The 23452-nt window shown below is 68.9% G+C and carries 24 protein-coding genes and 1 pseudogene; 17 read left to right on the forward strand and 8 right to left on the reverse strand.

Annotated elements, in window-relative coordinates; all coding sequences use genetic code 11:
* Positions 1-12: 12 nt before the first annotated feature.
* The gene (locus HZ992_RS20440) at positions 13-981 is read left to right on the forward strand and encodes a threo-3-hydroxy-L-aspartate ammonia-lyase (protein WP_209383647.1); all 969 of its coding nucleotides are present in this window, start codon (positions 13-15) and stop codon (positions 979-981) included.
* Positions 982-987: 6 nt separating this feature from the next.
* Here the strand turns inward: HZ992_RS20440 and HZ992_RS20445 are convergent, their stop codons facing one another.
* On the reverse strand, positions 988-2049 hold the full coding sequence (locus HZ992_RS20445; RefSeq protein WP_209383648.1) for a histone deacetylase family protein: 1062 nt from the start codon (positions 2047-2049) through the stop codon (positions 988-990).
* Positions 2050-2213: 164 nt separating this feature from the next.
* Here HZ992_RS20445 and HZ992_RS20450 point away from each other — a divergent pair, with 164 nt between their 5' ends.
* Positions 2214-3140 carry a diacylglycerol/lipid kinase family protein gene (locus HZ992_RS20450; protein WP_209383649.1) on the forward strand — a complete coding sequence of 309 codons (927 nt, stop codon included), beginning with the start codon at positions 2214-2216 and terminating at the stop codon, positions 3138-3140.
* On the opposite strand, the gene HZ992_RS20455 is transcribed toward HZ992_RS20450, so the two are convergent.
* Positions 3131-4414 carry a D-amino acid dehydrogenase gene (locus tag HZ992_RS20455; RefSeq protein ID WP_371816757.1) on the reverse strand — a complete coding sequence of 428 codons (1284 nt, stop codon included), beginning with the start codon at positions 4412-4414 and terminating at the stop codon, positions 3131-3133. The genes HZ992_RS20450 and HZ992_RS20455 overlap by 10 nt on opposite strands.
* Before the next feature lie 182 nt (positions 4415-4596).
* On the opposite strand from HZ992_RS20455, the gene HZ992_RS20460 reads away from it, so the two are divergent.
* Positions 4597-6096 (forward strand): AMP nucleosidase, encoded by a 1500-nt coding sequence (locus HZ992_RS20460; RefSeq protein ID WP_209383651.1) that lies wholly within the window; start codon positions 4597-4599, stop codon positions 6094-6096.
* Positions 6097-6115: 19 nt separating this feature from the next.
* On the opposite strand, the gene HZ992_RS20465 is transcribed toward HZ992_RS20460, so the two are convergent.
* Entirely contained in the window at positions 6116-6376 is a 261-nt protein-coding gene (locus tag HZ992_RS20465) for a hypothetical protein (protein WP_209383652.1), read from the reverse strand.
* A 366-nt stretch (positions 6377-6742) separates the two neighbouring features.
* Here HZ992_RS20465 and fusA point away from each other — a divergent pair, with 366 nt between their 5' ends.
* Positions 6743-8806 (forward strand): elongation factor G, encoded by a 2064-nt coding sequence (fusA, locus tag HZ992_RS20470; protein ID WP_209383653.1) that lies wholly within the window; start codon positions 6743-6745, stop codon positions 8804-8806.
* A gap of 124 nt (positions 8807-8930) precedes the next feature.
* Positions 8931-9374 (forward strand): Hsp20/alpha crystallin family protein, encoded by a 444-nt coding sequence (locus HZ992_RS20475; protein ID WP_209383654.1) that lies wholly within the window; start codon positions 8931-8933, stop codon positions 9372-9374.
* A 4-nt stretch (positions 9375-9378) separates the two neighbouring features.
* Here the strand turns inward: HZ992_RS20475 and HZ992_RS20480 are convergent, their stop codons facing one another.
* Both HZ992_RS20480 and purT read right to left on the reverse strand, forming a co-directional pair.
* On the reverse strand, positions 9379-9756 hold the full coding sequence (locus HZ992_RS20480; protein WP_209383655.1) for a hypothetical protein: 378 nt from the start codon (positions 9754-9756) through the stop codon (positions 9379-9381).
* Between the two features lie 143 nt (positions 9757-9899).
* Positions 9900-11111 (reverse strand): formate-dependent phosphoribosylglycinamide formyltransferase, encoded by a 1212-nt coding sequence (gene purT / locus HZ992_RS20485; RefSeq protein ID WP_209383656.1) that lies wholly within the window; start codon positions 11109-11111, stop codon positions 9900-9902.
* A gap of 83 nt (positions 11112-11194) precedes the next feature.
* Between purT and HZ992_RS20490 the strand changes: the two genes are divergently transcribed.
* From HZ992_RS20490 to HZ992_RS20500, 3 genes are all read left to right on the forward strand, one after another.
* The gene (locus HZ992_RS20490; protein ID WP_209383657.1) at positions 11195-11746 is read left to right on the forward strand and encodes a hypothetical protein; all 552 of its coding nucleotides are present in this window, start codon (positions 11195-11197) and stop codon (positions 11744-11746) included.
* Between the two features lie 331 nt (positions 11747-12077).
* The gene (locus HZ992_RS20495; RefSeq protein WP_209383658.1) at positions 12078-12239 is read left to right on the forward strand and encodes a hypothetical protein; all 162 of its coding nucleotides are present in this window, start codon (positions 12078-12080) and stop codon (positions 12237-12239) included.
* A 36-nt stretch (positions 12240-12275) separates the two neighbouring features.
* Complete coding sequence (locus HZ992_RS20500) at positions 12276-12533, forward strand: hypothetical protein (protein WP_245213141.1); 258 nt, start codon at positions 12276-12278, stop codon at positions 12531-12533.
* A 58-nt stretch (positions 12534-12591) separates the two neighbouring features.
* Here the strand turns inward: HZ992_RS20500 and HZ992_RS20505 are convergent, their stop codons facing one another.
* Positions 12592-13446: an aldo/keto reductase gene (locus tag HZ992_RS20505; protein ID WP_209383659.1), complete on the reverse strand. Its 855-nt coding sequence runs from the start codon at positions 13444-13446 to the stop codon at positions 12592-12594.
* Between the two features lie 83 nt (positions 13447-13529).
* Between HZ992_RS20505 and HZ992_RS20510 the strand changes: the two genes are divergently transcribed.
* The 6 genes from HZ992_RS20510 to aqpZ all read left to right on the forward strand — a co-directional run bounded on the left by HZ992_RS20510 (position 13530) and on the right by aqpZ (position 18953).
* A complete protein-coding gene (locus HZ992_RS20510) occupies positions 13530-14642 on the forward strand; it encodes a DUF2855 family protein (protein WP_209383660.1) in 1113 nt (370 codons plus the stop codon).
* On the forward strand, positions 14639-15400 hold the full coding sequence (locus HZ992_RS20515) for an ABC transporter ATP-binding protein (protein ID WP_209383661.1): 762 nt from the start codon (positions 14639-14641) through the stop codon (positions 15398-15400). The genes HZ992_RS20510 and HZ992_RS20515 overlap by 4 nt, the downstream gene beginning before the upstream one ends.
* Positions 15397-16164, forward strand: coding sequence for an ABC transporter permease (locus tag HZ992_RS20520; protein WP_209383662.1), 768 nt, complete (start codon positions 15397-15399; stop codon positions 16162-16164). Before HZ992_RS20515 ends, HZ992_RS20520 begins: the two co-directional genes overlap by 4 nt.
* Positions 16165-16174: 10 nt before the next feature.
* Entirely contained in the window at positions 16175-17194 is a 1020-nt protein-coding gene (locus tag HZ992_RS20525) for an ABC transporter substrate-binding protein (RefSeq protein ID WP_209383663.1), read from the forward strand.
* 64 nt (positions 17195-17258) lie between these two features.
* Positions 17259-18098, forward strand: a complete 840-nt coding sequence (locus HZ992_RS20530; RefSeq protein ID WP_209383664.1) for an HDOD domain-containing protein — start codon at positions 17259-17261, stop codon at positions 18096-18098.
* Positions 18099-18266: 168 nt separating this feature from the next.
* Complete coding sequence (aqpZ, locus tag HZ992_RS20535) at positions 18267-18953, forward strand: aquaporin Z (RefSeq protein ID WP_209383665.1); 687 nt, start codon at positions 18267-18269, stop codon at positions 18951-18953.
* Positions 18954-19035: 82 nt separating this feature from the next.
* Here aqpZ and HZ992_RS20540 read toward each other — a convergent pair whose 3' ends face one another.
* On the reverse strand, positions 19036-19518 hold the full coding sequence (locus HZ992_RS20540) for an Lrp/AsnC family transcriptional regulator (protein ID WP_209383666.1): 483 nt from the start codon (positions 19516-19518) through the stop codon (positions 19036-19038).
* Positions 19519-19653: 135 nt separating this feature from the next.
* Between HZ992_RS20540 and hppD the strand changes: the two are divergent.
* The 3 genes and pseudogenes from hppD to HZ992_RS20555 all read left to right on the forward strand — a co-directional run bounded on the left by hppD (position 19654) and on the right by HZ992_RS20555 (position 22583).
* Positions 19654-20766 (forward strand): annotated as a pseudogene (gene hppD / locus HZ992_RS20545) (4-hydroxyphenylpyruvate dioxygenase).
* A 13-nt stretch (positions 20767-20779) separates the two neighbouring features.
* Positions 20780-21661: a phenylalanine 4-monooxygenase gene (gene phhA, locus HZ992_RS20550; RefSeq protein WP_209383667.1), complete on the forward strand. Its 882-nt coding sequence runs from the start codon at positions 20780-20782 to the stop codon at positions 21659-21661.
* 106 nt (positions 21662-21767) lie between these two features.
* On the forward strand, positions 21768-22583 hold the full coding sequence (locus tag HZ992_RS20555; protein WP_209383668.1) for a hypothetical protein: 816 nt from the start codon (positions 21768-21770) through the stop codon (positions 22581-22583).
* Here HZ992_RS20555 and HZ992_RS20560 read toward each other — a convergent pair.
* A complete protein-coding gene (locus HZ992_RS20560; protein WP_209383669.1) occupies positions 22505-23443 on the reverse strand; it encodes an esterase/lipase family protein in 939 nt (312 codons plus the stop codon). The two genes, HZ992_RS20555 and HZ992_RS20560, sit on opposite strands and share 79 nt — an antisense overlap.
* Positions 23444-23452: the final 9 nt, after the last annotated feature.

The following is a 23452-nucleotide window of genomic DNA, read 5'->3' on the forward strand; positions in this document are numbered from 1 at the left end:
GCCCACACCGCCATGCTCCAGTTCGCCGAGATCGAAGCCGCCGCCGCCCGCCTGAAGGGCGTGGCCCACCGCACCCCCGTCGTCAGCTCGCGCACGCTCGACGAGCTGCTCGGCATGCAGGTGCTGATGAAGGCCGAGAACCTTCAGCGCATGGGCGCCTTCAAGTTCCGCGGCGGCTACAACTCGGTCAACGTGCTCAGCGACGACGAACGCTCTCGCGGCGTGGTCGCCTTCTCGTCGGGCAACCATGCGCAGGCGGTGGCGCTGGCCGCGCGGCTGCACAGCTGCGCCGCCACCATCGTGATGCCGCAAGACGCGCCGGCGCTCAAGCTCGCCGCCACGCGCGGCTACGGCGCCGAGGTGATCGTCTACGACCGCTACAAGGAAGACCGCGCCGAGATCGCCGCGCGGCTGACGAAGGAGCGTGGCGCCTCGCTGATCCCGCCCTACGACCACCTGCCGGTGATGGCCGGCCAGGGCACCGCGGCGCTGGAGCTGATCGAGGATGCGGGGCCGCTCGATGCGCTGATCGTCTGCGCCGGCGGCGGCGGCTTCCTGTCGGGCTGCGCGGTGGCCGCCAAACACCTGCTGCCCGGCATCGATGTGTTCGGCGCCGAGCCGGAGCGCGGCAACGACATGCAGCAATCGCTGCGCAGCGGCCAACTCGTGCACATCGACGTGCCGCGAACGATCTGCGACGGGCAGCAGACGCAGTCGCCAGGTAAGCACCCGTTCGAGGTGATCCAGGCCCTGGTCACCGACGTGCTCACCGTGCCCGACCCGGTGGTGGTGGAGGCGATGCGCTTCGTCTTCGAACGGATGAAGCTGGTGCTGGAACCGTCGGGCGCCTGTGGACTGGCGGCGCTGATGCACCACCGCGAACGCTTCCGCGGCCGGAGGGTGGGCGTCACGCTGTCGGGCGGCAATATCGGCATCGACCGCTTCGTGGCGCTGCTCACTGGCGCCGAGCGGGTCGACTGAGCGGGCTCAGCGGCCGAAACCCTCCAGCACGTTGGCCACGTTCACGCCGACCTCGGCCACCGCATAGCCGCCCTCGAAGGTGAACACCGTGGGCAGGCCGAGCGTGGCGAGGCTCGCGCCGACCTGCAGGTAGTCGGCACTGTGCAGCTGGAAGCCGGAGATCGGGTCGCCCTCGAAAGTGTCGACGCCGAGCGCCACCACCAGGGCCTGGGCGCCGAAGGCACGCACCGCGTCGACGCCCTGTACCAGCGCATCGTGCCAGCGGGCGAAACCGGTACCGCGCGGCAGCGGCAAGTTGAGGTTGAAGCCCTCGCCGTCAGCGGCGCCGCGCTCGTCGGCATGGCCGAGGTAGAACGGGTACTCGGTGCGCGGGTCGCCGTGGACCGAGACGGTGAACACGTCGGCGCGCTCGTAGAAGAGGCTTTGCGTGCCGTTGCCGTGGTGGTAGTCGATGTCGAGCACCGCGACACGCGCGAAGCCGCTGTCGCGCAGCGTCTGCGCCGCCAGCGCCGCGTTGTTGAGGAAGCAGTAGCCGCCGAAGAAGTCGGCGCCGGCATGGTGGCCGGGCGGGCGGCTCAGCGCGAAGGCCGAAAGCACCGAGCCCGAGGCCACTGCCCGCGCGGCCAACACCGCGCCGTGCGCACCGGTGCGTGCGGCGAGCCACGTACCGGCGGTCAGCGGCGTGCCGGCGTCGAAGGAATACAGGCCCAGTCGCGCCGCGAAGTTGTCGGGCTCCACGTCGGAACGGAAACCGCGCACCGGCCACACGGAAGGCAATGCGTCGAGTCCGGCATTCGCCGGGTCCAGCGCTACCCAATCACTCCAGGCTCGCGCGAGGAAGTCGAGGTAGCGCGGCGCGTGCACACGCCGCAGCAGCGCCTCGAAGGCGGCATCCTCGCCCGCATGCATGTCGAGTGGCGTGAGCTGCGGCCCGATGCCGCGGCGCCGCAGTTCGGCCAGCACGTGGTCAAGCCGCTGCGGCACCTCGTGGCAAGCCACCAGTCGGCCGCGGAACATCTCGTGGCGGCCGGCGTGGCGGGCGTGCTCGGGGTTGTGGACGACCAGCATGGTTCGCTCGGGGTGGAACAAGCGTGCGATTTTGCGCGGAGCAGCCAGCCAGCCGTGGAGCGCATCACAAATTGCGATAGGCTTCCCAGCCGATGCTGGCCACTCCCTCGACCCGGACCGCCCAAGAGCCCGAGCCCGAGATCCTTCGTCCCGATCGGCCGACGATGGTTCTGCTGAACCCGCGCGCCGCGGGCGGGCAGGCGGCAGCGCTCGCGCAGCCGGTGCGCAGCTGGCTCGCGGCCCATGCCCCTGGTGTGGCACTGGTGGAATCCGACAGCATCGAGCGCTCGCGCGCCACGCTCCAGTGCCTGCCGCGCAGCAGCCGCGTGGTGCTGATCGGCGGTGACGGCACGCTGCACCACATGCTGCCCGTGCTGCTCACGCACCGGCTTGCGCTCGGCGTGGTGCCGCTGGGCAGCGGCAACGACACGGCCCGCGCGCTCGGCGTCGCCGAATTGCCGTGGGCCAAGGCACTCGACCTGGCCTTGCGCGGCCCGACACGGCGCATGGATGTGGGCGAACTCGTCACGCCGCGCCAGCGCGTGCCGTTCTTCTCCAGCCTGGCCGCCGGATTCGATGCCGCCGTCGGCCGCCGCGCCATCGAGAGCCCGCGCTGGCTCAGCGGCACGTCGCGCTATGTGTGGGCGACGATGGGCGAACTGGGTTCGCTTCGAACCCACCGCGTGCGCATCGCGCTCGACGGTGCGCCGGCCCACGAAGGCGAGGTGATCTTCGCATCGGTGCTCAATACGCGCAGCTACGGCAGCGGCATGCCCGCGGTGCCGGGTGCCAGGGTGGCCGATGGCAAGCTCGACCTGCTCCTGGCGGGCCACTTCGGCCGCATCGGCACGCTGGCGATGTTGCCGAGGCTGCTCAAGGGCACCCATCTGTCGAACACGAAGGTGCAGACCTGGAAGTTCCAGGACCTGCAGATCGAGAGCGACGACGAACTGCCGCTGGCCGCGGACGGCGAGCCGCTGGAGCCCATGCGGCGCTTCGAGGTGCGCGTGCGCGTCGCCGCCGTCAGCGTCGTCACCACCAAGGCGCAGCGCAAGCAGTTCCCTGCCAACGCCGAGGAAGATCAGGCGTAGGCGTTCGGGTAGCGGTCGAGCGTCAGGCCGGACATGTCGATCGCCGGTGTGCGGCCGGAGATCAGGTCGGCCATCACGCGGCCCGTGCCGGCCGCCATCGTCCAGCCCAGCGTGCCGTGGCCGGTGGCCAGGTAGAGGTTGGGCAGCTTCGTGCCGCCGACCACGGGCGTGCCGTCGGGCGTCATCGGCCGCAGGCCGCACCAGAATTCGGCACGCGACACGTCGCCACCGGCCGGGAACAGGTCGGTCACCACATGCTCCAGCGTGCGCCGGCGCGGCTCGTGCAGCGCGAGGGTGTAGCCGGCCAGCTCGGCCGTGCCGCCGACGCGGATGCGATCGCCCAGGCGCGTGACGGCGACCTTGTGGGTCTCGTCCATCACGGTGGATTCGGGCGCGCCGCTCGCGTCGGTGATCGGCACGGTGATCGAGTAGCCCTTGACGGGGTACACAGGGATGCGGATGCCCAGTGGCGCGAGCAGCAGCGGCGAGTAGCTGCCCAGCGCGAGCAGATAGGCATCGGCCTTCAGCGTGCCCGCCGCAGTGACCACGCCGCTGATGCGGCCGCCCGAGGTTTCGAGCCGCTCGATCGAGGTGCCGTGGCGGAACTGCACGCCGCGTTGCGCGGCCATCGCGGCCAGGTTCTGCGTGAACTTGAAGCAGTCGCCGGTCTCGTCGCCGGGCAGCAGCAGCCCACCGACGAACTTGTCCTGTACGCGCGCCAGCGCGGGCTCGTGGCGGATGAAGCCGGCACGGTCGAGCAGTTCGTAGCGCACGCCGTAGCGCTTGAGCACCTCGATGTCAGCGCCGGTGCCGTCGAGCTGCTTCTGGGTGCGGAACAGCTGCAGCGTGCCTTGCGAACGCTCGTCGTAGCCGATGCCGGTGCTCGAGCGCATCTCGCGCAGCACGTCGCGGCTGTATTCGGCCAGTCGCACCATGCGGCCCTTGTTGATCTCGTAGCGCGCCGCGGTGCAGTTGCGCAGCATCGACAGGCCCCAGCGCACCAGGCCCATGTCCAGGTGCGGGCGGATCACCAGCGGGCGGTGCTGCATGAGCAGCCACTTGATCGCCTTCAGCGGCACACCGGGCCCGGCCCAGGGCGCCGAATAGCCCGGCGACACCTCGCCGGCATTGGCGTAGCTGGTCTCCTTGCCGGCCGCGTCCTGGCGGTCGATCACCGTGACCTCGTGGCCGGCCTGCGCCAGAAACCACGCGCTCGTCACACCGATGACGCCGCTGCCCAGAACGATGACCTTCATGCCCGCCACTCCTTGCAAAATCGATGCGTGAGCTTATCGAGGGCAGCGTGGAATAACTCGCTACAAATCTCGACGAGGCGCGAAATCGGCCGAATCTTCTTCTGCCGCCAGATATGTCAGCCGACGAACATCCAACAAGATCGCCGCAATGCCATTCGCCGCCACAATCGGTCCGTGAACCAGCCTGAACGCCGCCACCCATGAGCTCCGAACCCGCCTTCGTCGCCCCCAGCCGCTTCGACGACCCCGAGCGCGCCCTGGCCCAGGTGCGCGCCATTTATGAAGCCGGTATCGCCCACCTGCGCGACACGCTGCACCGCTTCGTCGCCGGCGAAGAGGTGGGCAGCAAGGTTCGCGCCTGCTACCCCTTCGTGCGCGTGCACACCGATACCGTGGCGCGCGCCGACTCGCGGCTGAGTTACGGCTTCGTCTCCGGCCCGGGCACCTACGAGACCACGCTGACACGGCCGGACCTGTTCTCGAACTACTACCTCGAGCAGTTCCGCCTGCTGCTGAAGAACCACCATGTGTCGCTGGAGATCGGCACCGGCACGCAGCCCATCCCGGTGCACTTCTCGTTTGCCGAGGGCGACCACGTCGAAGGCAGCCTGAGCGCGGAGCGCCGCCAGCGCATGCGCGACGTGTTCGACCTGCCCGACCTCGGTGCGATGGACGACGGCATCGCCAACGGCACGCACGAGCCGCGGCGCGGCGAGGCGCACCCGCTGTCGCTGTTCACGGCGCCGCGCGTCGACTATTCGCTGCACCGCCTGCGCCACTACACCGGCACGGCGCCGGAGCATTTCCAGAACTTCGTGCTGTTCACGAACTACCAGTTCTACATCGACGAGTTCGTGCGCCTGGGCCACGAGACCATGGCCAGCAGCGCGCACGCGCAGGACTACGTGGCCTTCGTCGAACCGGGCAACGTGGTGACGCGGCGCGCCGGCCTGCCCGCGCGGCCGGGCGACGAGCTCGGCACCGCGCCGCCGCGGCTGCCCCAGATGCCGGCCTACCACCTGGTGCGGCCCGACAACGCCGGCATCACCATGGTCAACATCGGCGTGGGCCCCGCCAACGCCAAGACGATCACCGACCACATCGCGGTGCTGCGCCCGCATGCGTGGATCATGCTCGGCCACTGCGCCGGCCTGCGCAACACGCAGCAGCTCGGCGACTACGTGCTCGCCCACGGCTATGTGCGCGAGGACCACGTGCTCGACGAGGAGCTGCCGCTGTGGGTGCCGATCCCGCCGCTGGCTGAGGTGCAGGTGGCGATCGAATCGGCGGTGGCCGAGATCACGCAGTTGAAGGGCTACGAGCTCAAGCGGCTGATGCGCACCGGCACGGTGGCCAGCACCGACAACCGCAACTGGGAACTGCTGCCCTCGCGCAACGTGCCGACGACGCCGGAGCGACGCTTCTCGCAGTCACGCGCGATCGCGCTCGACATGGAAAGCGCGACCATCGCCGCCAACGGCTTCCGCTTCCGCGTGCCCTACGGCACGCTGCTGTGCGTGAGCGACAAGCCGCTGCACGGCGAGATCAAGCTGCCGGGCATGGCCAACACCTTCTACCGCGAGCGGGTCGACCAGCACCTGCGCATTGGCATCCGTGCCATCGAGAAGCTGCGCGATCAGGGCGTCGACCAGTTGCACAGCCGCAAGCTGCGCAGCTTCGCCGAGGTGGCGTTCCAGTAGCGAAGTCCCGAGCGGGAGTTCAGCGGTCGTACGCGGCGACGGATTCGGCCGGCGTGATGTTCGCGGTCTGGACCTTGCTCCAGTCGACCTGCTCCGACGACACGATCGCCTGCGACGGCAGCGCGATGACGGCGCCGGCAGCCGACTGCTCGGCGGTGCGCGTGACGGCGCCGGCGTTCGACATCACGGCGGCGATCGCCACGCTGGCGAAGCCGACGGCGATCCAGACGCGCGCGGCGCGGGCGGGAGAAGACTGGGCGGTGGTGGCGGTGTGATCCATGGCGACGTTCCTTATGTGATCTTGGCCTCGTCGGGCCGGGGGCGGATTCGAATCCGTGACGGCATTGAACGAGTTCTGAGGCGGCCTCTGTGGGGCATCCTTCACACGCAGCAAGGCGCCGCCGCACGAACCCCTTGAACGCGGGGGTGCGCTGCGTGCGGAGATCACTTGCCGGCGAAAGCGGCCGCTATCGGTATCTTGCGGCGCAGTTCACAGGCGTTGCCCGGCCGTGGCACATGTCACGGCAGCCTGATCCGGCCCGCACTTGACGGCAAGGCTTGCCGGGCACGCCGCATTGATTTACGCTGGTCTGAACCTTCCCGCCCACCCCTGGCGCAGGAGACGCGCCTCAACAAGGAGCGCGTCATGCCCGCCACGACCCCCACCCCCGACACCGGCGCCATCGAGCGCATCCGCACCCTGGCGCTGGTCGGCCAGACAGCGTCGGGCAAGACCAGCCTGGCCGAAGCCCTGCTGCACCGCGCGGGCGCCCTCGGCGCGCCGGGCAGCCTGGAGCGCGGCACCACGGTCAGCGATTTCGACCCGATGGAGCGGCGTGCGCAGCACTCGCTGAACTCGGCTGTGATGCACCTGGAGCACCACAACACGCGCATCCACTTGATCGACACGCCGGGGTACCCTGACTTCGTCGGCCAGTCGATGACGGCGCTGGAGGCGGTGGAAACCGCCGCCGTGGTCATCAATGCCACCTCGGGCATCGAGATGATGAGCGCACGCATGATGGAATGGGCGCAGGGCCGTGGCCTGGACCGCATGGTGATCGTCAACAAGATCGATGCGCAGGGCGTCGACCTGCCGGGCCTGCTGGAGCAGATCCGCGCTGCCTTCGGCAAGGAATGCCTGCCGCTGAACCTGCCGGCCGGCGGCGGCACGAAGGTGGTGGACTGCTTCTTCAACACCGAAGGGCAGAGCGACTTCGGATCGGTGGCCGCCGCGCACCGCGCGCTGGTGGAGCAGGTCGTCGAGGTCGATCCGGCCTTCGTCGACCGCTACCTCAACGACGGCGATGTCGACCCGCGCGAACTGCACGCGCCACTGGAGCAGGCGCTGCGCGAAGGGCACCTGATCCCGGTGTGCTTCGTGTCGGCGCGCAACGGCGCCGGCGTGGCCGAACTGCTCGACGTGATCGAGCGCCTGCTGCCCCACCCCGGCGAGGGCAACCCGCCGCAGTTCTACAGAGGCGAAGGCGAAACCGCCGCCGAACTGCATGCCGACCCCGACCCGGCCAAGCACGTCATCGCCCACGTGTTCAAGGTGACGGTGGACCCGTACGTGGGCCGCATGGGCATCTTCCGCATCCACCAGGGCACGGTGACGAAGGACAGCCAGCTGTACATCGGCGACGGCCGCAAGCCCTTCAAGGTGGGCCACCTGTTCATGCTGCAAGGCAAGGAGCATGTCGAAGTGCCCTGCGGCCTGCCGGGCGACATCTGCGCGGTGGCCAAGATCGACGAGATGCACTTCGACGCGGTGCTGCACGATGCTGCCGAAGACGACCACCTGCACCTGAAAGCCCTGCCTTTCCCGGTGCCGGTGCACGGCCTGGCGATCGAGCCCAAGCGCCGCGGCGACGAGCAGCGCATGTGGGAAATCCTGCAGAAACTGGTCGACGAGGATCCGTGCCTGAAGGTCGAGCATGTGGCGGTGACCAACGAGACGGTGGTCTACGGCCTGGGCGAGTTGCACCTGCGCACCCTGCTCGAGCGCATGACCGAGGTCTACAAGTGCGAGGTCAACACGCGGCCGCCGCGCATCGCCTACCGCGAGACCATCACCGCGCCAGCCGAAGGGCACCACCGGCACAAGAAGCAGAGCGGCGGCGCCGGGCAGTTCGGTGAAGTCTTCCTGAAGATCGAGCCGCTGCCGCGCGGCGCCGGATTCGAGTTCGTCGACCAGGTCAAAGGCGGCACCATCCCCACGCAATTCATCCCCGCGGTCGAGAAGGGCGTACGCCACGCGCTCGACGCCGGCGTGGTGGCCGGCTACCCGGTCAAGGACGTGCGCGTGATCGTCTACGACGGCAAGTCGCACAGCGTCGACTCGAAGGACATCGCCTTCGCCACCGCCGGCCGCAAAGCCTTCATCGACGCCGTGCTGAAAGCCCGGCCGATCGTGCTGGAGCCCATCGTCAAGGTGGAGATCTCCGCGCCCGAGCATGCGATGGGCGACATCACCGGCGACCTGTCGGCCAAGCGCGGGCAGGTCAGCGGCACGCAGTCGCTGACGGGGGGCTCGATCGTCGTCAACGGACAGGTGCCGCTGTCGGAGTTGAACGGCTACCAGGCGCGGCTGAACGGCATGACCGGCGGCCAGGGCCGCTACGCGCTGGCGCTGAGCCACTACGAGCCGGTGCCGCCGACCCTGCAGGCGCAGCTGGCCAGCCAGTACAAGCTGAAGGACGACGAGTGAGTGCGCGGGTCGTTTTGACGCGGCTCAGAGGATCGCGACAACCCCCTTGAAGCGGCGCTGGCGGTGCCCCATGTTGTGAATGTCGGTGGCAACAGGCCGCCTCGTTCAGCCAAGGAGGTTCACCATGTTCTCTGTCCTGCAACGTCCCACTTCGCAAGTCACGCCCGCTTCGCGCGACCCGTTCAGCCTGGTCGACGCGATGTTTTCCGACTGGGTCGGCAACCGCGCCGCGCAGTCCCTGGTGTCGCGCGCCCGGCTCGAGGTGACCGAGCGCAACGGCAACTACGAAGTGCGCGCCGAACTGCCCGGCGCGAAGAAAGAAGACATCGCCATCGACATCGACGGCGCCTACGTGTCCATCTCGGCCAAGGTCAACAATCAGGTCGAACGCAAGTCCGGCGAGCGCGTGCTCTATACCGAGCGCAGCTACGAGTCCTATGCACGCTCCTTCGAGCTGCCGCAGGCGGTGGATTCCGGCTCGGCCGACGCAAAGTTCGAGGACGGCGTGCTGACGCTGACCTTGCCGAAGAAGGACGCGCCGAAGACGACTCGCCTGTCGGTGCGCTGAATATTCAGAGGTCGCCCAGCGGCATCGTCGCCGGGAAGCCGTAGCCGGTATCGGTGTGCGGCTGCCCGGCGGCTGCGCTGGTCTTCACACGCAGCTTGTCGAGTTCGTCATAGGCATCGCCAAGGTGCTTGGCGAGCTTCTCGGTTTCGGCGCGGTGTTCGGCGGTGAGTCGCTCGACGCGACTGGCCATCTCGGCCTGCAACGCCGCGACATCGCGACTGGCTTGGGCTGCTGCGGCGGCGATGGCCGCCTGGGCACGTGCAGCCTCCTCCTTGAGCACCCGCTCGGCCTTTTCGGCGCGTGCGAGTTGCTCAGCGGCGCCACGCGAGCGCGCCAATCCCCAGCCGATCGCAACGCCGAGCATCAGCGCGATGGTGGCCAAGCCGATCCAGAGTGTGGCGTTCACTTGCATGTCCCTCTCGTTCTGACGACAGGTTAACCAAATGCCCGCCCATTTCTGACGCCACCCGTCTCGAACGTGACGAAATTCTGCCGGCTAGCACCGAAAGCGACAGACCCGGAGCGTCAGCTGCCCTGAACGGCCCGGGGCCGCACGCAGGCCGCCGCCTGTTTGGCACGCTGGCGCGCCACCTCGACATCGTCATGCCGCGCCAGCGCCACGCCCATGCGACGCTTGACGAAGCTCTCCGGCTTACCGAACAGGCGCAGTTCCGTTCCCGGCACGCGCAACGCCGCGTCGACGCCGTCGAACACGATGCCCTGAGCGTCGACACCGCCATAGATCACCGCGCTCGCGCCCGGGCTCTTCAGCGTGGTGTCCACCGGCAGGCCCAGGATGGCGCGAGCGTGCAGCTCGAACTCGTTCTGCCACTGGGTGGCCATCGTCACCATGCCGGTGTCGTGCGGTCGCGGCGAGACCTCGCTGAACCAGACCTTGTCGCCCTTGACGAACAGTTCGACGCCGAAGAGGCCCAGGCCGCCGAGGTCGTCGGTCACCGCTTCGGCGATCAGGCGTGCGCGCTCCAGCGCCGCCTCGTTCATCGGCTGCGGCTGCCAGCTCTCGACGTAGTCGCCGCTGACCTGCACGTGCCCGATCGGTTCGCAGAACTGCGTCTGCACGCCGCCGCGCTCGTCCATCGCGCGCACGGTCAGCAGCGTGATCTCGTAGTCGAAGTCGATGAAGCCCTCGACGATGACCCGCCCCTTGGCGACGCGGCCGCCGGCCATCGCGTAGTCCCAGGCCTTCTTCACGTCGGCCGGGCCGTCGATCTTGCTCTGGCCCTTGCCCGAGCTGCTCATCACCGGCTTGACGATGCAGGGGTAGCCGATGCCTTCGTCGATGGCCGTCTGGAGTTCCTCCAGCGAGTCGCAGAAGCGGTACGGGCTGGTCGGCAGGCGCAGCGTTTCGGCGGCCAGGCGGCGGATGCCTTCGCGGTCCATGGTCAGGCGAGCAGCCCGCGCCGTCGGAATGACGCGCACGAGACCGCTGGCCTCGAGCTGCTCGAGCATCGGCGTGGCGATGGCCTCGATCTCGGGCACCACCAGCATCGGCCGCTCGGCCTCGATCAGCGCCTTCAACTGCGCCGGGTCGCTCATCACGATGGTGCGCGCGTGGTGCGCCACCTGCTGGCCGGGCGCGTTCTCGTAGCGATCCACCGCGATCGTCTCGACGCCCAGGCGCTGCAGCGCGATCAGCACTTCCTTGCCCAGCTCGCCGCTGCCCAGCAGCATGACTTTGGTGGCGGTGGGCGAGAGCGGGGTGCCGAGCGTGGTCATCGTGAGCCTTCGAAGTGGTGCCGTTGCGGTGCGGCGAGGATTGTCCCCCGCTGACCTGCTCAAGCAGCCTTTATCATCCGGGCATGACCCCTGGTGTGCGCGACGTCGCCCAGATCCGCCTCGACAACGCCCTGCTGCTGTTCGACGAGTTCGTCCACGCCACCGTCAAGCACCCGGATGCGGCCACGCTGCGCGGCCTGGAACGGCGCTTCGCCGAGCGGCTGCAGATCCAGCCCAGCTACTGGAGCCAGATCAAGAGCCGCTCGCGGCAGATCGGCGAGCGGCTGGCCCGGCAGTTCGAGGTGCTGTGCCACAAGCCGCCGGGCTGGATGGACCAACCGCACGGCGAAGCGGCATCGAAGGGCGGCCCCGACCCCGAGGAACCGCCGCACAACGTGCCACAGGACGACGACGAACGTTTCATCGTCGGCCTGGTGCTGACCTACTACCGGCGCCACCCTCAGCGCGCCCGCACACGCCTGCTCGACCTGCTCGGCGAGGTGCTGTCCGCCGCGGCACCGACGCCGCCGGCGGCGCCAACCCCGGGCAAGCCACCGGCACGGCCGGGCGACGACGGCACCGACTTGTGGATGCGCACCCAGACCGGTGTGGCGCCGCTCAAACGCAAGCGCTAGATGCTTGCGCAAAAGGGCTTGCCAAAGATAATCAATCCTTTATCATCTGCGCAAGCCGCGCCGAAGGCCGCTGCGCAGCGACACCCTCCGATCCACCCATTCCGCGCCCGATGACCCGTCCGATGTTCCTCAGCTCGATGTGCCCGCGCCGCCTTGGCGATGCGCAGCCGTCGTCGCGTCGAACCCTCGGTTCGTGCATGGTGCGTTCCGGACCCGCTCCGGGCTGAGCTGCCTCACCGGCAACACCAGCCCTCACGGCCCGGGATGCGCAAGCACCCGGGCCGTTGTGCTTTCCGGGCCGTGAGAGGCCCCGACCGAAGGAGACCCGCTCATGAAGATCGCCCTGAAGACCCTCAAGCCCCGCAATCCGCTGGTGGCGCCCGCCCACTTCCGCCGTGCCGGCACGCACCGGCCCGGCACCCGCTTCATGCGGCAGGAAGGCCGGCGCGCGCTGCAGCGCGAACTGAACCAGATGAAACACAGCCCCCCCTGAAAGACGCGCGGTGAGCGCCGCGCCAAGGAGAGACCGATGAGTCCGAAAGCCCCCCGCTGGAGCCTGGCCCCCGAACGGGAACCCGCCTCCACTGTCGCCCGCCACGCCGCGGCCGGCGCCCTGCGCAGTGCCAGTGCCGTGCTGGCCCGGCTGGCCCGCCGCCTGGCCATGAGCCGCACGCGGCAGCGCACCGACCCTCGGCTGGAGTTCTACGCCGAGGCCGGCGCCCCGGAAGGCGCGCTCTACCTCGACGGCCAGCTGGTCGGCTGGCTGAGCGGCGTGAAGCGCCTGTGACCGCAACCGTACGCCCCGGCAGCCCGGCTGCCCGGGGCGTGCCCTTTGGCACGTCGATTCAGCTCATCGCCAGCGCCGTCTTCGCGCGCGGCGGAGGGAAGCGCCGGTCGATCGCCGCCAGGTCCTCGGCGGACAACTGCAGCGCCGCCGACGCGAAGTTCTCGCGCAGGTGCGCCTCGCGCACCGCCTTCGGGATCGCCATCACGCCGCGCTGCTGCATCACCCAGGCCAGCGCCACCTGCGTAGCGGTGGCGCCATGCCGCTCGGCCACCTTCTTCAGCGCCGCATCGCCGGCGATGCGGCCGCGGTCGAGCGGGCAGTAGGCCATCAGCGGCATCGAATGCCGCTGCAGCCAGGGCAGCAGGTCGAAGCCGGCGCCGCGCTCGCCGAGCGAGTAGTAGACCTGGTTGGCCGCACAGGCCGCACCGCCCGGCACGCCCAGCAGCTCCTGCATGTCGTCGACATCGAAGTTACTCACGCCCCAGCGCGCGATGTGGCCGTGCTCGATGATCGTCTCGAATCCGGCCACGGTGTCGGCCAGCCGGTGTGCGCCGCGCCAGTGCAGCAGGTACAAGTCGATGCGATCCAGCCCCATGCGGCGCCGGCTGCGATCGCAGGCGTCGCGCACGCCCTGCCGGCTGGCGTTGTGCGGATAGACCTTGCTGACGACGAAGACCTCGTCCCGCGTCACCACGCCGGCGCGCATCGCCTCGGCGAGCGCCTGGCCGACGACCTCTTCCGCGCCACCCTCGCCGTACATCTCGGCGGTGTCGATGACGCGGTAGCCGATCTCCAGCGCGAGGCGCACGGCGGCCACCTCGGCCGCACGCTCACGCTTCGATTCGCCCATTCGCCAAGTGCCCAGGCCGAGCGCGGGGCAGGTGCTGCCATCGGGAAAGCTGAGGTGCTGCATGGGTCGAGGCTTCTGACGCGATACTGCATGGTAGGCGCCCTGCGCCGCCCCCACTGACGACGAGCCCGCCCGGAGGAACCGACATGACGCTTCGCATGCTGATCGACCGCCATGACCTGCGCAGCACGCGCTGGGACGACACCCCGGCGCGCGCGCTTGCCGACGGCGAAGTGCGCTTTCGCGTCGACCACTTCGCACTCACCGCGAACAACATCACCTACGCGGCCTTCGGCGACGCGATGCACTACTGGGACTTCTTCCCCAGCGGCGACCCGGCCACCGGCTGCCTGCCGGTTTGGGGCTTCGGCACGGCGACCGAATCGCGCCACCCGGACGTGGCGGTCGGTGAACACGTCTACGGCTACTGGCCGATCGCCGACGAGCTGATCGTGCAGCCGGCACGCGCCAATGCGGCGGGGTTCCTCGACGGCGCCGAGCACCGCCGCGCACTGCACACCATCTACAACCACTACGTGCGTTGCGCCGCCGACCCCGGCTACCGCGCCGAGCGCGAGGCCGAGCAGGCGCTGCTGCGGCCGCTGTTCACCACCTCGTTCCTGATCGACGACTTCGTGGCCGACAACGCCGGCTTCGGCGCGCAGCAGGTGCTGCTGTCCAGCGCCTCGAGCAAGACGGCCTACGGCACCGCCTTCTGCCTCGCGCAGCGGCGCGGCCAGAGCGGTGCGCTGCGCGTTGTCGGCCTGACGTCGCCGGCCAACCTCGCGTTCACGCGCTCGCTGGGCTGCTACGACGAGGTACTCACCTACGACGAGCTGGCCAAGCTCGACCGCGGCTCGCCAGCGGTCTACATCGACTTCAGCGGCAGCGCCGGCTTGCGCCGGCAGATCCACGAGGCCTTCGACACGGCGCTGATGCACAGCTGCTCGGTGGGCGGCACGCACTGGGACGAGCTCGGTGCCAAGGGCGCCAACCGCGACCTGCCCGGGCCGCGGCCGACGCTGTTCTTCGCGCCGGCGCAGGCGAGCAAGCGCATCGAACAATGGGGCGCGGCCGGCCTGCAGCAACGCCTGGCCGCGGCCTGGGTCGCCTTCATGCAGCCCGTCACGAGCGCGCAGACGCCCTGGCTGAAGGTCGTGTCAGGCCAGGGCCGGCAGGCGGTGGAGGCGGTCTACCGCGAGCTGCTCGACGGCCGCACCGCACCGCAGGACGGCCACGTGCTGTCTCTCGCGGCATGATCGACGCGATCGTCTCGCTCGAGGGAGTCGACAAGCGTTTTGCCAGCGGGCTGCTGGCCTTGTCAGGCACCAGCCTGCAGGTGGCGCCGGGCGAGTTCGTCACGCTGATCGGCCCCTCCGGTTGCGGCAAGAGCACGGTGCTGCGCCTGGCCGCCGGGCTCGATGTGCCGAGCGCCGGCCGCATCGATGCACCGGCGCTGACAAGCGAAGCGGCGCAGACGGCCTTCGTCTTCCAGGAACCGACATTGATGCCCTGGGCCAGCGTGTTCGACAACGTCTGGCTGCCGTTGCGTCTGGCCGGCGCGAGCCGCGCGGCCGCGCGGGCGCGCGTCGAGGCGGTGCTGGCCGCCGTGGGGCTGGGCGAGTTCGCCGCCGCGTTCCCGAACGAACTGTCGGGTGGCATGAAGATGCGCGTGTCGATCGCGCGCGCGCTGATCACTCGGCCGCAACTGCTGCTGATGGACGAGCCCTTCGCCGCACTCGACGAGTTCACGCGGCAGAAACTCAACAGCGACCTGCTCGAGGCGTGGCAGGCGCAGTCGCTGGCGGTGATGTTCGTCACCCACAGCATCTACGAGGCCGTTTTCCTCAGCCAGCGCGTGCTGGTGATGAGCGGCCGGCCGGGGCGCGTGGTCGCCGAGGTGGCCATCGATGCGCCTTACCCACGGCTGCCGGCATTCCGCACCTCGCAGGCCTACCTGCAGGCCTGCGCTGCGCTGACGCAGGCGCTGGAAGCGTCGCACGCACCGGCGGCATGAATCGCCGAGCGCTGCCGCTGCTGACGCTCGTCGCCCTGCTGCTGGGCTGGGAGGCGCTGGTGCGCATCGCGCAGATCCCGCACTACACGCTGCCCGCGCCCTCGCTGGTGCTGCAGACGCTGGCGGCGAACTTCGGCTCGCTGGCCGGCAGCTGGTGGTTCACGCTGAAGATCACCTTCGGCGCGCTGGCGCTGGCCTGTGCCGGCGGCGTGCTGATCGCCTCGGTGTTCGCGCTGTCGCGCACCGCCGAGGCCGCACTGTTCCCGATCGCGGTGGTGCTGCAGGTCACGCCGATCGTCGCGATCGCGCCGCTGATCCTGATCTACGTGGAGAGCACCACCGCCGCGCTGCTGCTGTGCGCCTGGATCGTGGCCTTCTTCCCGATCCTGTCGAACACGGTGATCGGGTTGCGCGCCGCCGACCCGAACCTGCGCGACCTGTACCGCCTGTACCGCGCCACGCCGTGGCAGCGCCTGCGCCTGCTGCTCGTGCCCAGCGCACTGCCCTACTTCGTGGCCGGGCTGAAGGTATCGGGCGGGCTGAGCCTGATCGGCGCCGTCACCGCCGAGATGGTGGCCGGCGCGGCGGGGCGCGAGACGGGCCTGGCCTCGCGCATCCTCGAGGCGAGCTTTCGCACGGAGACGCCGAAGATGTTCGCCGCGCTGCTGCTGCTCGTGCTCACCGGCGTGCTGATCTTCTGGTCATTCGAGGCACTCTCGCGCGCACTGCTCGGTCGATGGCATGCTAGCGAGCAACATGACTGAGGAACGGGCCATGACCAATCGCTCATCGACGATGCTCGTCGCCATGCTCACCGCACTTGCCGCGGCGCCTGCGCTGGCGCAGGACAAGGTGACCTTCGCCACCAACTGGAAGGCGCAGGCCGCGCACGGCGGCTTCTACCAGGCAGTGGCCGATGGCACGTACAAGAAGTACGGCCTGGACGTGACCATCCAGCCCGGCGGGCCGCAGGTCAACAACCGGCCGCTGCTGCCCGCGGGCCGCATCGACTTCCTGATGACCGGCAACCTGCTGCACAACTTCGACAACGTGAAGAACGGCGTGCCCACGGTCGTCGTCGCGGCGATGTTCCAGAAGGACCCGCAGGCGCTGATCGCGCATCCCGGCCAGGGCTACGAGAACTTCGAGGCGATGAAGAACGCGCCGGTGGCGCTGATCGCCAAGGACGGCCAGTTCAGCTGGTGGCAATGGCTGAAGGTGACGCACGGCTTCAAGGACGAGGCGCTCAAGCCGTACAACTACAACCTCGGGCCCTTCCTGGCCAACCCGAAGGCGATCCAGCAGGGCTACTCGGTGGCCGAGCCGATCTACGTCGAGAACCAGGGCCAGTTCAAGCCGGTGGTGCACCTGTTGGCCGACCACGGCTTCTCGACCTACTCGACCGTGATCGAGACGCGCACCGACACCGTGAAGAACAAGCCCGAACTGGTGCAGCGCTTCGTCGACGCTTCCATCCTCGGCTGGGTGAACTATCTTTACGGCAACCGCCGGGCCGCCAACGCGCTGATGATCAAGGACAACCCCGAGATGACCGAGGCCGAACTCGAGGCTTCCACCGCGCTGATGAAGCAGCAAGGCATCGTCGATTCGGGCGAGTCGCTGGCCGGCGGCATCGGCGCGATGAGCGAAGGCCGCATCAAGGACTTCCACGCGCAGATGGTCAAGGCCGGCCTGTACAAGCCCGGCGAGGTGGACTTGTCCAAGGTGGCGACCTTCCAGTTCGTCAACAGGAAGGTCGGCCTGGACGTGAAGGCGAAACTGGGCGGCAAGTGAGCGCTCTCAAGCCTCGCGCGGCCCGGCCGATAACGAAGCACGATCACTGAACTCGGGGTTCGCCATGCCGGACCTGAATGCCGAACTGACGAAGCCACTGCGCGACCTGTCCGCCTGGACCGAGCACTTCCGCCGTGCCGAGATCCCGGTGCTCGCGCAGACCGCCGAGGCCATCGAGGCCATGCGCGAGAACGAGGATGCCGTCGACGCCAACGCGATCGGCGAAATGGTGTCCAACGACCCGTTGATGACGCTGAAGGTGCTGGCCTACGCCGCCACGCACCGGCCGGCGCGCGTGGTGACCGACACCGAGACCGTCACCGCCACGCTGGTGATGATGGGCATCTCGCCGTTCTTCCGCGTCTTCGGCCCGCAGCCCACCACGGCGCAGCGGCTGGCCGCCCACCCGGAAGCGATGGACGGGTTGGAAGAAGTGATCCGCCGCGCGCACCGTGGCGCCAACTTCGCCCTCGGCTTCGCCGTGCACCGCATGGACCCGGACGCTCCGGTGATCCACGAGGCCGCGCTGCTGCACGACTTCGCCGAAATGCTGCTGTGGTGCCACGCCCCCTCGCTGGCCCTGCGGATCCGGCAGGCGCAGCGTGCCGACCCGACGCTGCGCTCGGCCGCCATCCAGCAGGAAGTGCTCGGCATCCACCTCGCCGATCTGCAGCAGGCGCTGATGAAGGCCTGGAGGCTGCCGGAGTTGCTGATCCGCATCAGCGACGATCACCATGCCGAACGAGCGAGCGTGCGCAACGTCCTGCTCGCGGTGCGCCTGGCGCGCCACACCGCCGGCGGCTGGGACAACGCCGCGATCCCCGACGACGTGGCCGACATCGCCGCGCTGCTGAATCTCTCGGCGGGCGCCGCACTGCAACTCGTGCGCAGCATCGAGACCTGAATCCTTCCGCAGGCTGTCGCGCTGCGGCGCCGGCAGCGTGAAGTTGTCACGCCAGCGCACCGATGCCGCTGGCGCCGCTTCGACCCTCTGGTCACAGTCCACCCTCGTTCACGAACATGAGCCGCAGCCTCGATGCACAGCGGCCGTCACTCACGAGGAGAGATGAAGATGAAGGCAACGATCGCAGAGTTTTTCGGCACGTTCTGGCTGGTGCTCGGTGGGTGCGGCAGCGCCGTGCTGGCCGCGGCCTTCCCCGAGGTGGGCATCGGCCTGACCGGTGTCTCGCTGGCCTTCGGCCTGACCGTGGTGACCATGGCCTACGGCATCGGCCACATCTCGGGCTGCCACCTCAACCCGGCGGTGTCGATCGGCCTGTGGGCCGGCGGCCGCTTCGAGGCGAACAAGCTGCTGCCCTACATCGCTGCGCAGGTGCTGGGCGCCATCGTCGCCGGCGGCGTGCTGTATCTCATCGCCAGCGGCAAGGCCGGCTTCGACGTGTCGGCGGGTTTCGCCTCCAACGGCTTCGGCGAGCACTCGCCGGGCAAGTACTCGCTGCTGTCGGCACTGGTCACCGAGGTCGTGATGACGATGATGTTCCTGCTCGTCATCCTGGGCTCTACCGACAAGCGCGCGCCGGCCGGCTTCGCGCCGCTGGCCATCGGCCTGTGCCTCACGCTGATCCACCTGATCAGCATCCCCGTCACCAACACCTCGGTGAACCCGGCGCGCAGCACCGGCGTGGCGGTGTTCGTCGGCGACTGGGCGATTGCGCAGTTGTGGTTGTTCTGGGTCGCGCCGATCGTCGGCGCCGTGCTCGGCGCGCTGGCCTACCGGGTCATCGGCACAGACGACTGAGGCGGGCCGAGCGCCGGGCCGCTCCCAAGCCGGCCCGCATCCCCTTGGGGGATCGGCCGGCGTAACCGCCGGCCGAGGGGCTTCATACAGGCAGCGCAGTGGTGTTCTTGACGCGGTCGAGTACGAAGCTCGTCTTGCAGTCCTCCACGCTCGGGTGGCGCAGCAGCGTGTCCATCACGAAGCGCGAGTAGTGCGCCATGTCTTCCACGACCACGCGCAGCAGGTAGTCCATCTCGCCGGTCAGCGCGGCGCACTCCACCACTTCGGGCCAGGTCTGCACTGCGGCGCGGAACAGGTCCATCGGATTGCGCTTGTGCACCTCGGCGTGCTTTTCCAGGCGCACGTTCAGGTAGGCCGTGAGGCCGAGCCCGACGCGCTCGGGCGCAACCAGCGCCACGTAGGACGAGATCACGCCCGCTTCCTCGAGCCGCTTGACGCGGCGCAGCGCCGCCGACGGCGACAGGCTGACCTGCGTGGCCAGCACGTCGTAGGTGACGCGGCCGTCGGCCTGCAGCGCGCGAAGGATGCGCCGATCGATCGCATCGAGCGGGATTGCGTTTTCCATTAGCGCGATTTTGCAGCTTTCCTGTGCTAGCGCCCACCTGCGCGCTGAAAGTTGCACAAATCCTGCGCGGCTAGGCCTCTACAGTGCGATCCAGCGTTGAGACAGATCAAACGCACCCGACCACAGGAGCGCCGCATGCAATTCACCCCCTGGGACAACCCGATGGGCACCGACGGATTCGAGTTCATCGAGTACGCGGCGCCGGACCCGGCGGCGCTGGGCAAGCTCTTCGAGACACTGGGCTTTCGCGCGATCGCAAGGCACCGCACGAAGAACGTGTTCCTCTACCGCCAGGGCGAGGTGAACTTCGTCATCAACGCCGAGCCGGATTCCTTCGCGCAGCGCTTCGCGCGCCTGCACGGGCCGAGCGTCTGCGCGATGGCTTTCCGCGTGAAGGACGCGAAGCTCGCCTACGAACGCGCGCTCTCGCTGGGCGCCTGGGGCTTCGACAACAAGACCGGACCGATGGAGCTGAACGTGCCGGCCATCAAGGGCATCGGCGACAGCCTGATCTACTTCGTCGACCGCTGGCACGGCAAGGACGGCGCGAAACCCGGCGCGATCGGCAACATCAGCATCTGGGACGTGGACTTCGTGCCGATGGACGGCTCGGAAGCTTCGGTGGCGGGCCATGGCTTGACCTACATCGACCACCTCACGCACAACGTGCACCGCGGCCGGATGAAGGAATGGGCCGAGTTCTACGAGCGGCTCTTCAATTTCCGCGAGATCCGCTACTTCGACATCGAGGGCAAGCTGACCGGCCTCAAGTCCAAGGCGATGACCAGCCCCTGCGGCAAGATCTGCATCCCGATCAACGAAAGCTCCGACGACAAGTCGCAGATCCAAGAATACCTTTCCGCCTATCACGGCGAGGGCATCCAGCACATCGCGCTCGGCACCGGCGACATCTACGAGTCGGTCGAGGCACTCAAGCTCAAGGGCGTGCCGCTTCCAGGATGTGCCATCGACACCTATTACGAACAGGTCGATACAGCGCCTGCCGGGCCATGGCGAGAACGTTCAACGGATGTCCGCCGATCGCATCCTTATCGACGGCGCGCCGACCAAGGGCGGTGGCCTATTGCTGCAGATCTTCACCCAGACCGTGATCGGCCCGATCTTCTTCGAGATCATTCAGCGCCGCGGCAACAGGGTTTCGGCGAGGGCAACTTCCGCGCGCTGTTCGAGAGCATCGAACTCGACCAGATCCGCCGCGGCGTGCTGCAGGACAAGTCGGCGGCCTGAAGGAGCGCGAGCAATGAACGCCCAGCCCGATTTCCATTCCGGCATCAACCAGGGCGTGGCCCCGGTCACCTACGGCCAGGGCGATCGGCCGCCACGCGGCGACTACGCGCAGGCCAAGGCCGACTACACCTGCGATCAGCAGTGGGAGCGCTACAGCGCGGCCGACCATGACCTGTACCGGCGCCTCTACGAGCGCCAGGCTGCGCAGTTGCCGGGCCTGGCCTGCGAGGAGTTCATCGCCGCCGTGGCACATCTGGGCGCGCCCGATCGCATTCCGCGCTTCGATCAGCTGAGCGAGCGGCTGCAGCGGACAACGGGCTGGGAAGTGGTGGCCGTACCCGGGCTGATCCCGGAAGAAGCCTTCTTCGCGCTGCTCGCGCAACGCCGCTTCCCGGTGACGGGCTGGATCCGCAAGCCCGAGGAATTCGACTACGTGGTCGAGCCCGACGTCTTCCACGACCTTTTCGGGCATGTGCCGCTGCTGTTCAACCCGATGTTCGCCGACTACATGCAGGCCTACGGCGCCGGCGGCCTGAAGGCAAGCCGGCTCGAGGCCTGCGAGTCGCTCGCGCGCCTGTACTGGTACACGGTGGAGTTCGGATTGATCGCCACGCCGGCGGGCCTGCGCGCCTACGGGGCGGGCATCCTGTCGTCGGCCGGCGAACTGCGCCACAGCGTGACGCGCGGCGAACCGCAGCGCATCGGTTTCGATCTCGAACGCATCATGCGCACCCGCTACCGGATCGACTCGTACCAGTCCACCTACTTCGTGATCGACAGCTTCTCCCAGCTGTTCGATGCGACGGCGCCCGACTTCACGCCGATCTACCGCCGCGTGGCCACGGCCGGCGAACTCGACGCCGACCAGCGCCTGCCGACCGACCGCATGTTCTGACCCGGCACTCGCCGAGGCCCCCTTCGGGGCGATTGCCCGTGCCGTGACCCGCGCCGACACTGCTCGGCGTGACGTCTCTTCCCTTCCCCCCTGCTGAGTTCACGCCGTGAGCGAGCCGCTGAGCCGCCGCTGTGCACTGACCCTGCTCCTGGCCATGGCGGTGGCGAGCATGGCCGGTCTGCTCGCCTGGGGCCCCGTGCTGCTCTCCCCCGATGCGCATGTCTACGCGGACGATCGCGCCTGGGGCGGCCTGAGCAACGCCGCCAACGTTCTGGCCAGCCTGCCGTTGCTGGCCGCTGCCCTCTGGGGCATCGTCGCCACGCGGGCGAGTGGCTGGAGTGATGAACTGCGCCGGCCATGGGTGGCGTTTCACCTCTGCGCCGGTGCCGCCGCCAGCGTGGCTGCGGCCTATCACGCGGCGCCCGGCGATGCATCTTTCGTACTGGCCCATGCCCTGAGCGCCGCCGGATTCGTGTTTCTCGCCCAGGGCGTGCTGGCCGAGCGGGTGCATCCGGCGTTCGGCTCGACCCGGGCGCTGCTCGGTGCCGGCCTGCTGGCGGCGCTCGCCTGCGCCATGGTGCTCGCAGGCGCAGCGCTGGGACGCGGCATCGACATGCGCCCGCTCATGCTGCTGGAGTTGCTGCCGGTGCTGCTGATTCCGGCGGGTGCGCTGTGGCTGCCCGGCGCTCACACCCGGGCCACCGACTGGATCATCATGCTGGTGGCCTACGGGGTTGCCAAGGGTTTCGACGCGGCCGATTCGGCCGTGCTCAGCGCCACCGGCTGGATCAGCGGCCACGGGCTCATGCACCTGTGCCTGGCCGCCGTGGCCGGATGGCTCGCCTACTGCGCGGCGAGTGCGCGCTCGGGAGCCGAGGCGCCGGACACCCGGCGCCAGACCTCGCTGAACACCTCCGGCTGAAACGCCAGGTGCACATGGGCGCTGCCTGGCACATGCCGGTTGTCGGCGCCGGGCAGGGTGGCGGTCGACGGCGGGAAGACGATGTTGTCGCAGTGGCTGTAGAGGCAGGTGAATCCGGCGTAGGGCTGCGGTTCGCGACGCCGTTCGGCGTCTGAGAGTTCCTGCAGCCAGTCGTTGGCGCGCCGCATCTGCAGGCCATTGGGCGAGATGCCGAATCTCGCCAACCAGGTGCCGCCGTGCGGCGAGCCGATGGTGACGACATGCTCGACCGCATCGCCAGGCGGGCAGCGCGACAGCCACGCACGAACGGCCAGCCCGCCCATGCTGTGCGCCACGACGAGTGGCGGGCGTCCTGTCACGTCGCGCATGCGACGCACCGCGGCGTCGACGATCTGCACGTACTCGTCGATGCCACCGAAAACAGGCTCCAGGTTGACGGCGACATGCGGAACATCGGCTGTGCGCAGGCGCCGCAACCAAGGGTTCCAGAAGCCGCGATTGCAGACGAAACCGTGCACGAACACGACACCCAGGCGGCCCGCATGCGCGGGCTCGAGCCAGTCCGGCTCGGCGTTGGCGCGAAAGGGTTGCCGCCAGCAGAACACACGCGGCGCCGACAGCACCTCGCCCCACCAGGCCTGCAGCAACTGGGAGGGCGTTGCGCGGGGGGCCGGATCGTCGCCCCGCGTGAGGGCAAGCATCACGAACTCGAGCCCGAGGAACAAGGCATAGCCGAACAGGATCGACAAGGCGCCGGCGAGAGCCCAGCCCCACCGGCCCTGATGGCCGAACCACGCCGCCCAGCCGGTGGCCAGAAGAATCAGCGAGACGGTGATGGCCTGTTGCAGGCGAGCAAGCATGCGGGGGAT

It is taken from the genome of Rhizobacter sp. AJA081-3 (genome assembly GCF_017795745.1).
Classification (GTDB): domain Bacteria; phylum Pseudomonadota; class Gammaproteobacteria; order Burkholderiales; family Burkholderiaceae_C; genus Piscinibacter.

Bases quoted from the DNA above. Each gene is read 5' to 3' on its own strand.
- HZ992_RS20440 (WP_209383647.1), top strand. From the start codon at position 13: ATGCTCCAGTTCGCCGAGATCGAAGCCGCCGCCGCCCGCCTGAAGGGC.
- HZ992_RS20445 (WP_209383648.1), bottom strand. From the start codon at position 2,049: ATGCTGGTCGTCCACAACCCCGAGCACGCCCGCCACGCCGGCCGCCAC.
- HZ992_RS20450 (WP_209383649.1), top strand. From the start codon at position 2,214: ATGGTTCTGCTGAACCCGCGCGCCGCGGGCGGGCAGGCGGCAGCGCTC.
- HZ992_RS20460 (WP_209383651.1), top strand. From the start codon at position 4,597: ATGAGCTCCGAACCCGCCTTCGTCGCCCCCAGCCGCTTCGACGACCCC.
- HZ992_RS20465 (WP_209383652.1), bottom strand. From the start codon at position 6,376: ATGGATCACACCGCCACCACCGCCCAGTCTTCTCCCGCCCGCGCCGCG.
- fusA (WP_209383653.1), top strand. From the start codon at position 6,743: ATGCCCGCCACGACCCCCACCCCCGACACCGGCGCCATCGAGCGCATC.
- HZ992_RS20475 (WP_209383654.1), top strand. From the start codon at position 8,931: ATGTTCTCTGTCCTGCAACGTCCCACTTCGCAAGTCACGCCCGCTTCG.
- purT (WP_209383656.1), bottom strand. From the start codon at position 11,111: ATGACCACGCTCGGCACCCCGCTCTCGCCCACCGCCACCAAAGTCATG.
- HZ992_RS20490 (WP_209383657.1), top strand. From the start codon at position 11,195: ATGACCCCTGGTGTGCGCGACGTCGCCCAGATCCGCCTCGACAACGCC.
- HZ992_RS20495 (WP_209383658.1), top strand. From the start codon at position 12,078: ATGAAGATCGCCCTGAAGACCCTCAAGCCCCGCAATCCGCTGGTGGCG.
- HZ992_RS20500 (WP_245213141.1), top strand. From the start codon at position 12,276: ATGAGTCCGAAAGCCCCCCGCTGGAGCCTGGCCCCCGAACGGGAACCC.
- HZ992_RS20505 (WP_209383659.1), bottom strand. From the start codon at position 13,446: ATGCAGCACCTCAGCTTTCCCGATGGCAGCACCTGCCCCGCGCTCGGC.
- HZ992_RS20510 (WP_209383660.1), top strand. From the start codon at position 13,530: ATGACGCTTCGCATGCTGATCGACCGCCATGACCTGCGCAGCACGCGC.
- HZ992_RS20515 (WP_209383661.1), top strand. From the start codon at position 14,639: ATGATCGACGCGATCGTCTCGCTCGAGGGAGTCGACAAGCGTTTTGCC.
- HZ992_RS20520 (WP_209383662.1), top strand. From the start codon at position 15,397: ATGAATCGCCGAGCGCTGCCGCTGCTGACGCTCGTCGCCCTGCTGCTG.
- HZ992_RS20525 (WP_209383663.1), top strand. From the start codon at position 16,175: ATGACCAATCGCTCATCGACGATGCTCGTCGCCATGCTCACCGCACTT.
- HZ992_RS20530 (WP_209383664.1), top strand. From the start codon at position 17,259: ATGCCGGACCTGAATGCCGAACTGACGAAGCCACTGCGCGACCTGTCC.
- aqpZ (WP_209383665.1), top strand. From the start codon at position 18,267: ATGAAGGCAACGATCGCAGAGTTTTTCGGCACGTTCTGGCTGGTGCTC.
- HZ992_RS20540 (WP_209383666.1), bottom strand. From the start codon at position 19,518: ATGGAAAACGCAATCCCGCTCGATGCGATCGATCGGCGCATCCTTCGC.
- phhA (WP_209383667.1), top strand. From the start codon at position 20,780: ATGAACGCCCAGCCCGATTTCCATTCCGGCATCAACCAGGGCGTGGCC.
- HZ992_RS20560 (WP_209383669.1), bottom strand. From the start codon at position 23,443: ATGCTTGCTCGCCTGCAACAGGCCATCACCGTCTCGCTGATTCTTCTG.